Here is a 14,338-nt window from a genome sequence, read left to right as displayed (position 1 = left end):
CGCCGAGGGTGATCGCCGGGCGGGTTCAGGCTGGTGGAGCAGTGAAGTGGTGAAGCGGCTGTACCGAGCCGGGCGCGGAAGCTGGCAGTCGATGCTGGTCACCGTGCTCGCGCTCGGCTGGGCCCGGTTGTGGCGAGCCGAGATTCGGTTCCACGAGCACTTCGACATCTACGTCTGCGCCGGCATGCGGGGCGGATTCGCCCGGGGCGGTACCACGGTCGGAGGTGCGTATCTCACCCGGAACCTGACCTGGTTCCGGACGCTGCGGCACGAGTCGGTCCATGCCGATCAGTGGGCGCGGTACGGCCTGACGTTCATCCCGCGATACCTCCTGGAGGAATCGCGGCATCCGGGCGCGGGCAATCGATTCGAGATCGCGGCCGGGCTGGCCGACGGCGGGTACTCCGTCGAGCGGCCCGGCCCCGACTCGGCGGTCAGCGGCACAACGTGATGCGTTCGCTCCCGATCCGGCGCTGCTGCGCGGCCGGATCGGGATTGCTCACCTGAACCAGGGACGCCCCGGCGGCCAGCACGGCGACGAACCCGTCGATCAGCGCGGCCGCCGAATCCCATTCGGCGGTGGACAACACCCGATCGTCCGGACCGATCCCGAGCGCCGCGGCCGTGGCACGAGCCCGGTCGAGGACGGTGCCGACCGCCGCGCCGGCCAGCGCGGCACCCGCGCCGCTCGGGGTGAACCGGTCGCCGTGTACCCGCACCGCGGTGGCGAAGTCGGTGACGCCCGCCGGCAGGTCGCGGACCGATCCGCCCAGGGCGTCCAGCGACAGGACGGCGACTTCGGGGGTATCGGCCACCTCCGGCAGGCGGTCGGCGGCGACGAACGCCGCCTCGACGTCCGGGTCGGGTTCCAGGGTCACCTCGGCGCCCGCCCACCACGCGCCGAGCAGTACCGCCGTGGTCTGCCAGTGCGCGGGGAGCAGGACGGCCAGCCGGGCGCCCGGCGCCAGGCCGAACTCGTCCCGGATCAGGTTGGCGGTCTTCGCCGCCCAGTTCGCCAGAGTCACGGCCGACAGTTCGATCCGGGCGCCGGTGCCGTCGTCGTACCAGGTCACCCGGGGGCCGGCCGGGTTGCGCGCGAGGATGGGATCGAGCAGTTCGCCGGTCAGGGTCAGTTCACGCATTTCGGTCCGTTCCGGCCGGCGTCGATCGGCGGTGCCGGGGGGATCGGCGTCGCACTGGTACCGGCCGAGGCGCCGTCGGTGTCCTGATCCGGGTCGGTGTACTGATCCGATCCCGGTCCGGCGTAGTCGGGCCCGAGCACGACCCGCACCCGGTCGTCGGGCAGCGACTCGTCGGTCACCCGATCCGGTCCGCCGAGTGTCTTCGCGACCGCCTGCACCAGGTCGTTGTCGGTGTCGCGGGCGTAGAGCTTGGTTTCGGTCGAGGTGCCGCCGTAGTTGCTCACCGCGCCCCGGCCGAACCCGGCGTCGATCAACGCGGTCGACACCCGCCCGGCCAGTCCCTCCACGCCGGCGCCGTTCGACACGTCCACCTTCATCGACGACTTGTCCGGGGTGCTGCGCGCCGCCGCCGTTCCGGAGACGACGCTGCCGATGTAGGCGCGGACAGCGGACGGGTCGACCAACACCACCGACTCACCGTAGTCGGTGGTGCCGTTCAGATCGGCGACCGGGATCGTCTCGAATTTCACCGCACCGCCCGCGAGGTCACTCAACTGCTCGACGAATTTCACGACGTCCCAATTGGCGTCGAGTACCACCGACCGGGTCACCGCGTCCGAGAGCGACTGCAGCTTGGCCGGGTTGGTCAGCGTCTTCGCCGAGAGGACCTGGTGTACCAGCGACGCCATGAACACCTGTTGCCGGACGATCCGGTCGATGTCGCCGCGCGGCAGGTCGTGCCGTTGCCGGACGAAGCTGAGCGCCTGCGCACCGTCGAGCCGCTGCTCCCCGGCGGGAAAGTTTGCGCCCGACATCCATTCGTCGACCGGCTCGTTCAGGCAGACGTCCACGCCGCCGACCGTGTCGGTGAGCAACGCGAAGCCGAGTAGTCCGACCTCCGCGTAATGGTCCACGGTGATCCCGGTGAGTTGTGCCACCGTCTTGATCAGCGCTTGCCGGCCGGCTTGTTCGGTGGCCCTGGCGATCTCGGTCTCGTCGGTGTCGCCGGCGTCGATCAACCGCTGGCGGGTTTCGGCCATGGTGGCGCCGTAGGCGGCATTGATCTTCGATTTGCCGATACCGGGCACGTCGACGTAGGAGTCACGGGGGATCGAGATCGCGGTCGCCGACGAGCCGTCGTTCGGCACCCGGACCAGGACGATCGTGTCGGTGTTGGTGGTCACGTCGGGACCGACGCGCAGCGCGGCCAGTTCGTCGTCGGACAGCGGATTGCCGTGCGCGTCGGTCCGGCTGTCCGTGCCGACCAGCAGGATGTCGACCGCGCCGTCCTGTCCCCCGCCGAGGCCGAGCCCGTCGAGTCGCTCCAGGCCGGTCGTCAACGCGTCGACGCTGTACCAGGCGAAGCCGGTGCCGAGCAGGACCAGGGCGGACAAGGTGGCAGCCACGACACGCCCGAAGAACGGAACCGAGCTGTTGTGTCGAGTTCGTCGCCGAGGTCGGGGTCGCGCCACTGTCACACCTTTCTTCGCTCGATCAACTGCCCGTTCTACGTGGAGCTTTCCGACGACATCGTCGCGGTCGGCGAGATTCGCCGATCCGCTCCAGGCTACTGGCAGCCACGGCGCAAGCGAGGTAACCCGGGACCCTGCGGCATGCCAGACTCACCGCATGGCTCGCATCCTCGTCACCGGCGCCGGTGGTCAGCTCGGCAGCCGTCTCGTCGCTCGGATACCCGATTCGATCGGATTCACCTCGACCGAGCTCGACATCACCGATCCGGCCGCGGTCGGCGCGGCGGTCGGTCCCGGTGACCTCGTGCTCAACTGCGCCGCCTACACCGCGGTCGATCAGGCCGAGACCGACCGCGCGGCCGCGTTCCGGGTGAATGCGGACGGTCCCCGCCGCCTCGCCGAGGCATGTGCCGAGGTCGGTGCGCGGCTGATCCACGTCTCCACCGACTACGTCTTCGCCGGCACCGGGACCGAACCGTACGAGGTCACCGCGCCCACCGCGCCGCGCACCGTGTACGGCCGATCGAAGCTGGCCGGCGAACAGGCCGTCGCCGAGGTACTGCCGAGTGCGACGGTGGTGCGGACCGCGTGGGTGTATTCCGGCGCGGGCGCCGACTTCGTCGCGACCATGCGGCGGTTGGAGGCGCAGCGGGAGACCCTCGACGTGGTCGACGATCAGATCGGCTCGCCGACCCTGGCCGCCGATCTCGCCGCCGGCCTGGCCGAGCTGGCGGCCCTGCCCGATCCACCGCCGATGCTGCACTTTACCAACGCCGGTCAGGCGAGTTGGTACGAGCTGGCCCGCGCCGTGTTCGCCGGAATCGGTGCGGACCCGGACCGGATCCGTCCCTGCACCAGTGCCCAATTTCCCCGTCCTGCAAGGCGACCCGCGTACTCGGTATTGTCCGGACGGGCTTGGCTGGCCGCCGGGTTGCGCGCGCCGCGGCCGTGGCGCGACGCCCTGGAAACGGCACTGGTCTGACCGGGTGGATACCCTGACCGGCGTGACTGCGCGATCGGGTCCCTCCACGCAACCGCAACCGGATCCCGAACCGGTGCGGCTCACCGTGGTGACGGTGACCTATTCGCCGGGCGAGCATCTGCGCCGGTTCATGGCGACCTTGGACCTGGCCACCGACCGGCGGCCGCCGGTGATCCTCGCCGACAACGGATCGGTCGACGGTGTGCCGGAGGAGGTCGCGGCCGCCGATCCGGCGGTGCGGCTGTTGCGTACCGGCGCCAACATCGGTTACGGCGGTGCGGTGAACCGGGCGGTCGCCACGATCGATCCGGCGGTCGAGTTCGTCGTGGTCGCCAATCCGGACGTGCAGTGGGGCCCGAAATCGATCGATCTGTTGCTGGATGCGGCCGAACGGTGGCCGCAGGCCGGCTCACTCGGTCCGATGATCCGGGAGCCGGACGGCACGCGCTATCCGTCGGCGCGCGAGGTACCGGGCCTGGTCGGTGGGTTCGGGCACGCGACGCTCGGGCGGGTGTGGCCGGGCAACCCGTGGACGCGTCGGTACCGGCAGGAGAACGAGGCGGTGGTGGAGCGGCCGGTGGGCTGGCTTTCGGGTTCGTGTCTGTTGCTGCGCCGCAGCGCATTCGATTCCGTGGACGGCTTCGACGCGCGCTACTTCATGTACATGGAGGACGTCGACCTGGGCGACCGGTTGAGTGCGGCCGGCTGGCAGAACGTGTACGTGCCGACTGCCGAGGTGGTGCATGCCAAGGGGCACTCGGCCGGTCGGCATCCCGAACTGATGTTGCCCGCGCACCACGACAGTGCCTACCGGTTCCAGGCGGACCGGCATCCGCGGGTCTGGCAGGCGCCCTTGCGAGTTGCCCTGCGCGCCGGGCTTGCGGTGCGTTCGCGGCTCGCGGTTCGATCTGCGCTGAAGTCCCGAGACAGCTGACGTAAAGCGATCTCACAAGCAGCGGTCCGACGGGGTGCGGGTCGCGGAAAGGCGTTACCTATGCCGGACAACGCGGACATCGACGCCGTCGTCCTCGTCGGTGGGCAGGGCACGCGATTGCGGCCGTTGACCTTGTCGGCACCGAAACCGATGTTGCCGACCGCGGGGCTGCCGTTTCTGACCCACCTGCTGGCCCGCATCGCCGCGGCCGGGATCGGGCATGTGGTGCTCGGCACGTCGTTCAAGTCCGAAGTCTTCGCCGACTATTTCGGCACCGGAGCCGATCTCGGGCTGGAGATCGAATACGTGACCGAGGCGGAGCCGCTCGGCACCGGCGGAGGCATCCGCAACGTGCTGTCGAAGCTCCGCTCGGACACCGTCATGGTGTTCAACGGCGACGTGCTGTGCGCCACCGATCTCGGTGCGGTGTTGGAGACGCACGTGGCCAAGGAAGCCGACGTGACCCTGCACCTGGTGCAGGTGGACGACCCGCGGGCATACGGCTGCGTGCCGACCGATCTCGACGGCCGGGTCACCGCGTTCCTGGAGAAGGCCCCCGACCCACCCACCGACCAGATCAACGCCGGCTGCTACGTGTTCAACCGGAAGATCATCGAGGAGATCCCGGCCGGCCGGGTGGTCTCGGTCGAGCGTGAGGTGTTCCCGGCGTTGCTGACCGCCGGCGCCCGGGTGTTCGGGCATGTCGATGCCTCCTACTGGCGCGACATGGGCACCCCGGAGGACTTCGTCCGCGGTTCGGCCGATCTGGTGCGTGGGATCGCGCCGTCGCCGGCGTTGCCGGGCCAGCGCGGTGAGTCGCTCGTGTACTCCGGAGCCGGGGTCGCGCCCGGGGCGTTGTTGATCGGTGGCACGGTGATCGGGCGCGGCGCCGAGGTCGGTGCGGGCGCTCGGTTGGACGGTGCGGTGCTCTTCGAGGGCGCCCGGGTCGAGGCCGGGGCCAAGATCGAGCGATCGATCATCGGGCAGGGCACCCGGATCGGGCCGCGCGCGCTGATTCGGGACGCGGTGATCGGCGACGGCGCCGACATCGGTGCGCGGTGCGAATTGCTGCGTGGGGCGCGGATCTGGCCCGGTGTCAAGATCGACGACGGCGGTATCCGCTTTTCCACCGACGTGTAGCCCGGTCGGTGGACTGCTCCTCACACGGTGTGCATCCGGTCCACCGGGAACCAGCGCAGATCGTCGGATTCGTCGCTGCGGACCGGTACCGCACCGGCCGGGGCATAGGCCAGGAACTGCAGATCGAGATGCCGGGTCGGTACGCCCAGCGAACAGGTGATCGGATGCACATGCACCGCGTACAACTGCGGCTCGATCCGCACCCCGGGGATGCCGGATTCTTCGACCGCTTCGCGTAGCGCGGCATCGACCACCGTCGAGTCGGACTCTTCGCAGTGTCCGCCCAGCTGCACCCAGCGACCGATCCGGGGATGCAGCGTGAGCAGCACCCGCTCGCCGTCGTCGGACAACAGGAAGGTCGACGCGGTGATGTGGCCCGGGACGTGTTCGCGCAGGCAGGCACGGGGTGCGGCGTCGAGAAACGCCAGCATCGTGTACCGCAGCGACTCCGCCGCAGTTCCGGTCGGCTGCCAGGCATGCAGTAGTTCGACTGCCGAGGCATGCAGCGATGCGGTGCTCACCCCCGAATCCGCCCTTCCGACCTACAGTTCGAGCAAGCTGTCGCCGGGCTCGGCCGGTTCGCGGGGCGGTCCCGGCTGCTCCGGATAGCCGACCGCGACCGCGCCGAGCGGGCGCCAATCGGCGGGCAGATCGAGTTCCTCGCGGACCGCGTCCGGAGCGAAGATCGTCGACCCGACCCAGCAACTGCCCAGCCCGCGTACCGCCAGCGAGACCAGCAGACCCTGGACCGCTGCGCCGACCGCCACGGTGAACATGGTGGCCTCCGCGTCCCGGCGGCGCTGATCGGGATAGCCGTGCGCACCGTCGGACACGCAGCACGGCACGATCACCTCGGGCGCGTCGAAGAGAATGTCGCCCCGGCCGAGTCGGCGTGCGATCCGCTCGTCGGACCAGCCGTCGCCGCGCAGATCGGCGCGCCAGCGGTCCCGCATCGCCGTCAGGAGCCGTTGCCGCACCAGGTTCGACCGCAACCAGACGAACCGGGCCGGCCGGGTGTGATGCGGTGCCGGCGCGGTCAGGGCGTCGGCCACGGCAGCCCGAACAAGGTCCGGATCGACCGGTTCGGTGGTGAACCGACGGACCGAGCGGCGCAACAACAATGCTTCGGCCCGGCCCTGGGCCAGCGCCTCCGCGGTGCCCAGCGAGAACAGGTCGGTCGGGGTGGGCCGGACCAGGTCGGCTGCGCCGGTGCCGTCGTCGTCGAGCCGGAGCCCGCGCAGCACCGCCACCGGCAGCCCGCCCAGTTTGCCCTTGACCAGGTCCGCCGCGGCGGCGATCTCGTCGGCCACCGCGACCTCGGTCGCCACCAGATCGTTGCCCTGCCGGTCCACCCGGCCGAGATAGGAATGCAGTACCGGGACGCCGGCCGCGCCGATCGCCGTGTCGGTCTGGCCGATCCGCCAGGCCCGACCCATCGTGTCGGTGATCAGTACGGCCACCTCGACCCCGGCCCGCTCGCGCAGGGCGGTGCGGATCTCCCGGGCGCTGCGATCCGGGTCGGTCGGCAGCAGGGCCAACTCGGTGGTCGGTACGTTCGACCCGTCCACGCCGGACGCGGCCTGCACGATGCCGAGCCGGTTCTCCGTGATCAGGGTCCGGCCGCGCTGGGCCAGCACCCGCACCGCCTCCCGTTCGACCAGGCTGCGCCGCAGCGTGTCCCGCTCTTCCGGATCGACCGGTGCCGCGACGATCCGACCCTCCACCTTGGACACGATCTTGCTGGTGATCACCACGACGTCGCCGTCGGCCAGCCACGGCGCACAGCGGATCAGCTCGCCGACCAGGTCGTCGCCGGGGCGGAACTCGGGCAGTCCGGCGACCGCGCGGATCTGCACCGTGCCCGCCGCGGCGTGATCATGTTCGGCGGTGATCACCCCCGGCAGATGCGGGCCGGTCACCGCGGGCTCCCGGCGACCGACAGCTCGGTGGCCAGCGTCAGCGCTGCGCGCACCATCGCCGCGGTCGCGGCCGGGTCGGTCATCAGCAGCGGCACGCTGCGTACCGCCGCGCCCGGCACCGTCGCCGCGTCGGAGCTGTGGACCAGCCAGCCGTCCAGGATGCCGGTACTGCTGCGGGCGCCGTAGTACCGCCCGATCGCCTCCGCCGTGGTCGGTACCCCGATCACCTGCAGACACTCGTCGGCCATGCCGCGCAACGGCTTTCCATCGATCACCGGGGAGACTCCGATCACCTTGGCGGCGGTCGTGCGCAGTGCGCCGCGGATTCCCGGGATCGCCAGGATCGCACCGATGCTGACCACCGGATTCGACGGGGCGAGCAGAACGACGTCGGCACCGGCCAGCGCTTCCAGCACGCCGGGGCCCGGGCTGGCTTGTTCGGCGCCGACGTGGGCGAAGCTTTCGGTCGGGATGTCGGCGCGGTAACGGACCCACCATTCCTGGAAGTGGATCGCCCGGCGGGTCTCGTCGGTTACGACCACATGTGTCTCGCAGCGGTCGTCGCTGGCCGGGAGCAGCTCGACGCCGGGCTGCCAGCGGGCGCACAGCGCGGCGGTGACCGCCGACAGCGGGTAACCCGCTCGGATCATCTGACTACGGATCAGGTGCGTTGCCAGGTCTCGATCGCCGAGTCCGAACCAGTCCGGCACGGCCTGGTAGGCGGCGAGCTCCTCCTTCGCGTGCCAGGTCTCGCCGGTTCGGCCCCAGCCGCGCTCCGGATCGATGCCCCCGCCGAGGGTGTACATGCAGGTGTCGAGGTCGGGACAGATCCGCAGCCCGTGCAGCCAGACGTCGTCGCCGACGTTCACCACCGCGGTCACCGCGGCGTCCGGCAACAACTCGCGGACCCCCTGCAGAAAGCGGGCTCCGCCGACGCCGCCGACCAGCACGGTCACCGCTCGCGGCACCGCGGGGTTCGGACTCACGGAGTTCGGGCTCACGAGTGCACAGCCTAGGCGGGCGCGCCGCCCGACGGGGCGCTGGTTCATGTGCTAGAAATTTGCCCGGAGCGACTCGCCGTGTCTGATCTCAAAGACATTGAATAGTAATGGAATTTCGCCTGCAGCTTGACCACCGGGTGAACCGGCGTGTCTAATCACAGCCATGTCATTCACCGGGCGGGCGGCGAGAATGGCTGGCGCGGAACGCATTATCGAACGGGTGTTCGCTAGCGGGGTGGGCTACGCGGGCGCGAGTAGGGAAACAGCGAGCTAACCGCCCGGCCGTGCAGCGGCTCCGGGCGACCGACGAGCAGTGAGGAGGGGGAAGCATGAGCGGTGAGCTGACGGAGTTCGATCTCCCCGCTGGGATCGACGAGACACCGGAGGCCCGCGAGGAGTCTGCGGCCACCGAAGTCGATCGCCCGCGGTTGAGCTTGGTGGACGACGGATTCGAAGAAGTCTTCGAAGACGCCGAGGAGCAGTGGCAGGAGCGCGCGTTGTGCGCGCAGACCGATCCCGAGGCCTTCTTCCCGGAGAAAGGCGGGTCCACTCGGGAGGCGAAACGGATCTGCATGGGTTGTCAGGTGCGCGACGAATGTCTGGAGTACGCCCTGGCCAACGACGAACGGTTCGGCATCTGGGGTGGGCTGTCCGAGCGGGAGCGGCGGCGGCTGAAACGCGGAATCGGCTGATCGTGAAACGCGGAGTCGGCTGATTGCCGGCGGCGCCTTGCGCCGCCGGTTTTTTGCTGTTCGGGGGCAGTAAGTATAAGTAAATGCCGGACAGGTCCCGGTCGAGCGGGTCAGTCCAGCTCCGGTCGGGGTTCGATGACCCCCGGCTCCACGCCGAGGTAGGTGGCGATCTGCTGGACGAGCACCTCGTGCAACAGATCGACCAGATCGTCGGGGTGTGGTGCGCGCATCTCCAGCGGGCGCCGGAACAACACGATCCGGGCGCGGGTGGCGTCGCCGCGCCGATCCATCCCGGCCGGCACCAATCGCGAGAGCGGCACCGCGCCGTCGGCCACGACGTCGTCGGGCCAGGTGACCGAGTCCGGATGTGCTGCGCGGATCGCCGGCACCTCGTCCACCGCGATATCCAGTTTGGTCAGCCGCTCGCGCCACCGGCGGTCCAGCGGTGCGAACGCTTCCAACACCAACAGGTCGAACTTCTCCGGCCGGGTGCGCCAGGCCGGCACCGATTCCGGTAGCACCGGACCGCGCAGCTCGCGACCGTGCCGGGCGAGCCGGCGCGGATACTGCGGAGACTGCCGTCGTCTGGATGCCATGGTCACGACAGTATCCGGTGTGTCGTCGATGTCCGGTGTGTCACCGCCGGTGCCGGGACACCCCTGGCTACCCTGCTGGATGTGAGAGCGTTGCGTCGATGCTGCCGGCCGGGCTGCCCGAATCCCGCTGTCGCGACATTGACCTATGTGTACTCCGATTCGACCGCGGTTGTCGGACCGCTGGCGACCGTCGACGAGCCGCACTCCTGGGATCTCTGCGCGGCACACGGATCGCGGATCACCGCGCCGAAGGGCTGGGACATGGTCCGCCACGAGGGTGCTTTCGGTGCGATAGCGCCGGACGAAGACGACCTGACGGCGCTGGCCGAAGCGGTCCGGGAGGCCGGCGCGCCGCGCACGCTGCCGACGGTCCCGGACTCGCCGGCCGGTCGCACCGAGTTCACCCCGGTGACCCCGCCCCCGGCCCCGCCGCCGCGCCCGGCCCGCACCGGCCGTCGCGGCCATCTGCGGGTGCTCCCCGATCCGCCGACCTGACCACTCGACCGATAAGGTGTTGATCATGATCCAGGCACCCACCGAAGCGCTGGTCGACACCGTCGTCAAGGCCTACGACATCCGTGGCATCGTCGGCGCGCAGATCGACGAGTCGTTCGTGGCCGCTGTCGGCGCCGCGTTCGCCCGGCTGGTTCAGACGGAAGGCGCGCGCCAGGTGGCGATCGGGCACGACATGCGGGCCTCCTCGCCGGGGCTCGCTGCGGCGTTCGGCGCCGGTGTGCTAACGCAGGGGCTGGACGTGGTGGCGATCGGGCTGGCGTCCACCGACCAGCTCTACTTCGCCTCCGGTGCGCTCGATTGCCCGGGTGCGATGTTCACCGCGAGCCACAATCCGGCCGCCTACAACGGGATCAAGCTGTGCCGCGCGGCTGCGAAACCGGTCGGTCAGGACACCGGCCTGGCCCAGATCGCGCGCGACGTCGTGGCCGGGGTGCCGGCGTATGCCGGTGCGCCCGGCGTGCGCACCGAGCGCAACGTGCTCGCCGATTACGCGACGTTCCTGCACGAGCGGGTGGACCTGTCCGGCATCCGCCCGCTGCGGGTTGCCGTCGATGCGGGGAACGGCATGGCCGGCTACACGGTGCCCGCGGTACTCGGTGCGGCGGGGTTGCCGCTGACCGTGGAGCCGCTGTACTTCGAGCTGGACGGCACCTTCCCGAACCACGAGGCGAACCCGCTGGATCCGGCGAACCTGGTGGATCTGCAGCGGTTCGTCGTCGAGACCGGCGCGGACATCGGACTGGCCTTCGACGGTGACGCGGACCGTTGCTTCGTGGTCGACGAACGCGGGGAGCCGGTGTCGCCGTCGGCGATCGCGGCCCTGGTGGCCGAGCGTGAGCTGACCGTCGAACCGGGCGCCACGATCATCCACAACCTGATCACCTCGCGCGCGGTGCCCGAGTTGGTGGCCGAACTCGGCGGGAAGCCGGTGCGCACCCGGGTCGGGCATTCGTTCATCAAGCAGCAGATGGCGGCGACCGGGGCGGTGTTCGGCGGCGAACACTCCGCCCACTATTACTTCCGCGACTTCTGGGGTGCCGACTCGGGCATGCTCGCGGCACTGCATGTTCTTGCGGCGCTCGGGTCGAAGGATCTGCCGCTGTCGCAGCTCACCACGGCCTACGACCGTTACAGCTGTTCCGGGGAGATCAACTCCACCGTGACCGACGCAGCCGAACGCACGGCGGCCGTGGTATCCGCCTTCGGCTCCCGGCTGCAGTCGGTCGATCGGCTGGACGGGGTTACCGGTAACCTCGCGGCCGGCGCCTGGTTCAACCTGCGCCCGTCGAACACCGAACCTTTGCTCCGGCTCAACGTCGAGGCGCGTACCGATGCCGAGGTCGACGCGCTGGTGGACGAGATTTTGCGCATCGTCCGGGAATAGCTGACATAGTGGGTTCCAGGATGCCTGCGGGAGGTGTGTGCGTGATGACCGCCCTTTCGCCGGTCGTGGATCTCGATGATGTCGACTCGCTCGAAGCCGCTGATACGACCGGGGCGTTGCGCAGCGCGGCATCGGCCGGCGCGCAGGTCCGCGCGATCGCCGGTGACATCGCCGAATCGACGGCCGGCCGGCTGGCCGACCTGCGGCCGCGCAGTGTGGTGTTGGTGTCCGGATCGGGCCGGCCGGCGCGCGCTGCGGCGCTGCTGTCCGCCGCCCTCGCCGATCGGGTGAGTCTGCCGATCGTGCCGGCCACCGCGACCCCGTCCTGGATCGGTCCACTGGACGTCGTGTTGGTCGCCGGGGACGACGCGGGCGACCTGAGCCTGGCGGAGTCGGTCGACCGAGCGTTGCGGCACGGCGCCGAAGTGGTGGTCGCCGCTCCGGCGGACGGGCCGCTCCGCGTTGCCGGGTCCGGCCGGGCCGTGCTGCTGCCGGCTCGGGTGCCGGTGCCCGATCACAACACGTTGTCGCGCTACCTTGCTGCCGGTCTCGGTGTGTTGGCCGCGGTGGACGGCGGTCGCAATCGAGCGCTGTTGCCCGACCTGGGCCGGCTCGCGGATGCGCTCGATGCGGAGGCGATGCGAGATCGCCCGGGCAACGAGGTATTCCACAACCCGGCGAAGTCGCTCGCCGCGCGCATGCAGAATCGCCGGGTGATGCTGTCCGGGGACGACGCGGCCGCGGCGGTGGTGGCCCGGCACGGGGTGGAAGTGCTCGCCCGATGCGCGGGTCGGGTGGCGGCCGGGCTCGATCTGGTCGATGCGCTCGCCGCGGCGGATGTGGTGACCGCGGCCGACCGACCGCCGGGGTTCGATCCGCTGTTCCACGACGAGGAGCTGGACGGCCCGGCGCCCGGACAGCCGGCCCGGTTGTTCGTCATGAGCACGAGCGACGATCCGCTGTCGGTGCGCCGCCGGATCGCCCGGTTCGACGACGCCGAGGTGGTGTCGGTGGTTGTCGAAGAGTCGCCGCCCGGTGCACCGGGTGACGCGTCGGGACCCGGCACCCCGGTGGAACAGCTCGCGACATTGAGCGTCCGACTGGAGCTGGCCGCGGTGTATCTTCGCCTGGTCGAAGGTAGCGGGCAGGCCGGTGGAAAGGGAGAACCTTAGGTGCACCGACTCGAGGGTGCGCTCCGTCACTACGCGTGGGGTTCGCGAACAGCGCTCGCCGGGTTGTGCGGCCGGCCCGTTCCGTCGGCTCATCCGGAGGCGGAGCTGTGGTTCGGCGCTCACCCGGCCGATCCCGCCGAGCTGATCGGCCCGGACGGCCGTCGCTCGCTGCTGACGGCCATCAGCCAGGATCCGGACCACGAGCTGGGCGCGGCGGTCGCCGATCGGTTCGACGACCGGTTGCCCTTCTTGCTGAAGGTGCTGGCCGCGGCCGAACCGCTGTCGCTGCAAGCACATCCGAGTGCAGCTCAGGCCTTCGCCGGATTCGCCCGGGAAAACCGGCTCGGTGTCGCGCTGGGCTCGCCGGAACGCAACTACCGGGACGCGAGCCACAAGCCGGAGCTGGTGGTCGCGCTGGAACCGTTCGACGCGCTGGCGGGGTTCCGCGAGCCGACCCGGACGCTGGAGCTGTTGCGCGCGCTGGATGTCGCCGAACTGTCGATCTATGCCGATCTGCTCGCCGGGCAACCGGACGCCAGCGGTTTGCGCGCCGTCTTCACCACCTGGATCACCTTGCCGTCGGGTGCCCTCGCCCGGCTGGTTCCGCAGGTGGTGGCCGGCGGCGAACGCTATCTCAGCCGGGCTGGGGGAGAGTTCGAGGCCGAGATCCAGACCGTCTGTCAACTGGCCGATGCGTATCCCGACGACGCCGGGGTGCTCGCCGCACTGCTGCTGAACCGGGTGTGTCTGGCCCCCGGCGAGGGGCTGTATCTGGGCGCCGGAAATCTGCATGCCTATCTGCACGGTCTGGGCGTGGAGATCATGGCGAACTCGGACAACGTGTTGCGGGGTGGACTCACGCCCAAGCACATGGACGTGCCGGAGCTGCTGCGGGTGTTGGATTTCCAGCCGCTGCCCGCGCCGATCCGGGTCGGCACCGATCAGCTCGCCGACGGTGCCGTCCGATATCGAACGCCCGCCGTCGAGTTCGCGTTGAGCCGGGTGGACGTGCCGGCCGCTGCGTCCGCGGTCGGGATGCCCGCGCCGGGCCCGGCGATCGTGTTGTGCACGGCCGGCTCGGTGGAGTTGTCCTCGGGTGCCGACCGGCTCGTGTGTACCCCCGGTCAGGCGGCGTGGATCGCCGCCGGCGATCCCGCGGTCACCGCCCGGGCCGGCGCCGCCGGAAGCCAGGTATTCTGCGCCGCGGTCGGCGATCCGGCTGCCACGCGGTAGCCGCTCGCCGGTCCCGCATCACCGTTGCGTTACCGCACCGAAAATCTGCGGCAAAGTCCGGTGCGGGAACCGAAAAACGGTGCGGCAAGACGGCGGCGGAGAACTACGCTCCCTGCAGTGTCGCGGCGACGGGGCTGCGCCTGGGTGTGGGGACG

General features: G+C 70.3%; 15 protein-coding genes. 9 read left to right on the top strand and 6 right to left on the bottom strand.

The window, feature by feature from the left end; genetic code table 11:
• Nucleotides 1-91: 91 nt before the first annotated feature.
• Complete coding sequence (locus KV203_RS15605; protein WP_066473052.1) at nucleotides 92-451, top strand: hypothetical protein; 360 nt, start codon at nucleotides 92-94, stop codon at nucleotides 449-451.
• Here the strand turns inward: KV203_RS15605 and KV203_RS15600 are convergent.
• Together KV203_RS15600 and KV203_RS15595 are read right to left on the bottom strand one after the other, a co-directional pair.
• Nucleotides 435-1,142, bottom strand: a complete 708-nt coding sequence (locus tag KV203_RS15600) for a TIGR03089 family protein (protein ID WP_066472945.1) — start codon at nucleotides 1,140-1,142, stop codon at nucleotides 435-437. The genes KV203_RS15605 and KV203_RS15600 overlap by 17 nt on opposite strands.
• Complete coding sequence (locus tag KV203_RS15595) at nucleotides 1,130-2,614, bottom strand: LCP family protein (protein WP_444544594.1); 1,485 nt, start codon at nucleotides 2,612-2,614, stop codon at nucleotides 1,130-1,132. Before KV203_RS15595 ends, KV203_RS15600 begins: the two co-directional genes overlap by 13 nt.
• A gap of 157 nt (nucleotides 2,615-2,771) precedes the next feature.
• On the opposite strand from KV203_RS15595, the gene rfbD reads away from it, so the two are divergent.
• The 3 genes from rfbD to manB all read left to right on the top strand — a co-directional run bounded on the left by rfbD (nucleotide 2,772) and on the right by manB (nucleotide 5,670).
• Nucleotides 2,772-3,596: a dTDP-4-dehydrorhamnose reductase gene (gene rfbD / locus KV203_RS15590; RefSeq protein ID WP_066472939.1), complete on the top strand. Its 825-nt coding sequence runs from the start codon at nucleotides 2,772-2,774 to the stop codon at nucleotides 3,594-3,596.
• Nucleotides 3,597-3,726: 130 nt separating this feature from the next.
• A complete protein-coding gene (locus KV203_RS15585; RefSeq protein ID WP_246600967.1) occupies nucleotides 3,727-4,530 on the top strand; it encodes a glycosyltransferase family 2 protein in 804 nt (267 codons plus the stop codon).
• Between the two features lie 60 nt (nucleotides 4,531-4,590).
• Nucleotides 4,591-5,670 (top strand): mannose-1-phosphate guanylyltransferase, encoded by a 1,080-nt coding sequence (manB, locus tag KV203_RS15580; RefSeq protein WP_066472931.1) that lies wholly within the window; start codon nucleotides 4,591-4,593, stop codon nucleotides 5,668-5,670.
• Nucleotides 5,671-5,690: 20 nt separating this feature from the next.
• Here the strand turns inward: manB and KV203_RS15575 are convergent, their stop codons facing one another.
• Genes KV203_RS15575 through cofD form a run of 3 tightly spaced genes read right to left on the bottom strand, consistent with a single transcriptional unit; the run spans nucleotide 5,691 to nucleotide 8,557 of the window.
• Complete coding sequence (locus KV203_RS15575) at nucleotides 5,691-6,191, bottom strand: NUDIX hydrolase (RefSeq protein ID WP_066472926.1); 501 nt, start codon at nucleotides 6,189-6,191, stop codon at nucleotides 5,691-5,693.
• Nucleotides 6,192-6,212: 21 nt separating this feature from the next.
• Complete coding sequence (locus KV203_RS15570) at nucleotides 6,213-7,589, bottom strand: coenzyme F420-0:L-glutamate ligase (RefSeq protein WP_373279244.1); 1,377 nt, start codon at nucleotides 7,587-7,589, stop codon at nucleotides 6,213-6,215.
• Nucleotides 7,586-8,557, bottom strand: coding sequence for a 2-phospho-L-lactate transferase (gene cofD, locus KV203_RS19770; protein ID WP_373279246.1), 972 nt, complete (start codon nucleotides 8,555-8,557; stop codon nucleotides 7,586-7,588). Before cofD ends, KV203_RS15570 begins: the two co-directional genes overlap by 4 nt.
• Nucleotides 8,558-9,018: 461 nt before the next feature.
• Here cofD and KV203_RS15565 point away from each other — a divergent pair, with 461 nt between their 5' ends.
• On the top strand, nucleotides 9,019-9,282 hold the full coding sequence (locus KV203_RS15565) for a WhiB family transcriptional regulator (RefSeq protein WP_169797532.1): 264 nt from the start codon (nucleotides 9,019-9,021) through the stop codon (nucleotides 9,280-9,282).
• Nucleotides 9,283-9,392: 110 nt separating this feature from the next.
• Here KV203_RS15565 and KV203_RS15560 read toward each other — a convergent pair whose 3' ends face one another.
• A complete protein-coding gene (locus KV203_RS15560; RefSeq protein WP_066473036.1) occupies nucleotides 9,393-9,878 on the bottom strand; it encodes a metallopeptidase family protein in 486 nt (161 codons plus the stop codon).
• 81 nt (nucleotides 9,879-9,959) lie between these two features.
• Here KV203_RS15560 and KV203_RS15555 point away from each other — a divergent pair, with 81 nt between their 5' ends.
• From KV203_RS15555 to manA, 4 genes are read left to right on the top strand one after another with little or no spacing between them, the layout of a single operon-like run.
• On the top strand, nucleotides 9,960-10,373 hold the full coding sequence (locus KV203_RS15555) for a DUF3499 domain-containing protein (protein ID WP_083530213.1): 414 nt from the start codon (nucleotides 9,960-9,962) through the stop codon (nucleotides 10,371-10,373).
• A 25-nt stretch (nucleotides 10,374-10,398) separates the two neighbouring features.
• Nucleotides 10,399-11,778: a phosphomannomutase/phosphoglucomutase gene (locus KV203_RS15550; protein ID WP_066473034.1), complete on the top strand. Its 1,380-nt coding sequence runs from the start codon at nucleotides 10,399-10,401 to the stop codon at nucleotides 11,776-11,778.
• A 44-nt stretch (nucleotides 11,779-11,822) separates the two neighbouring features.
• Nucleotides 11,823-12,950 carry a tobH protein gene (locus KV203_RS15545; protein WP_066473031.1) on the top strand — a complete coding sequence of 376 codons (1,128 nt, stop codon included), beginning with the start codon at nucleotides 11,823-11,825 and terminating at the stop codon, nucleotides 12,948-12,950.
• Nucleotides 12,951-14,183, top strand: coding sequence for a mannose-6-phosphate isomerase, class I (manA, locus tag KV203_RS15540; protein ID WP_066472913.1), 1,233 nt, complete (start codon nucleotides 12,951-12,953; stop codon nucleotides 14,181-14,183).
• Nucleotides 14,184-14,338 lie beyond the last annotated feature (155 nt).

The organism is Skermania piniformis, assembly GCF_019285775.1.
GTDB classification, from domain to species: domain Bacteria; phylum Actinomycetota; class Actinomycetes; order Mycobacteriales; family Mycobacteriaceae; genus Skermania; species Skermania pinensis.
Note: the sequence above shows the minus strand (reverse complement) of the source record. Positions and strands in the feature narration are given on the sequence as shown.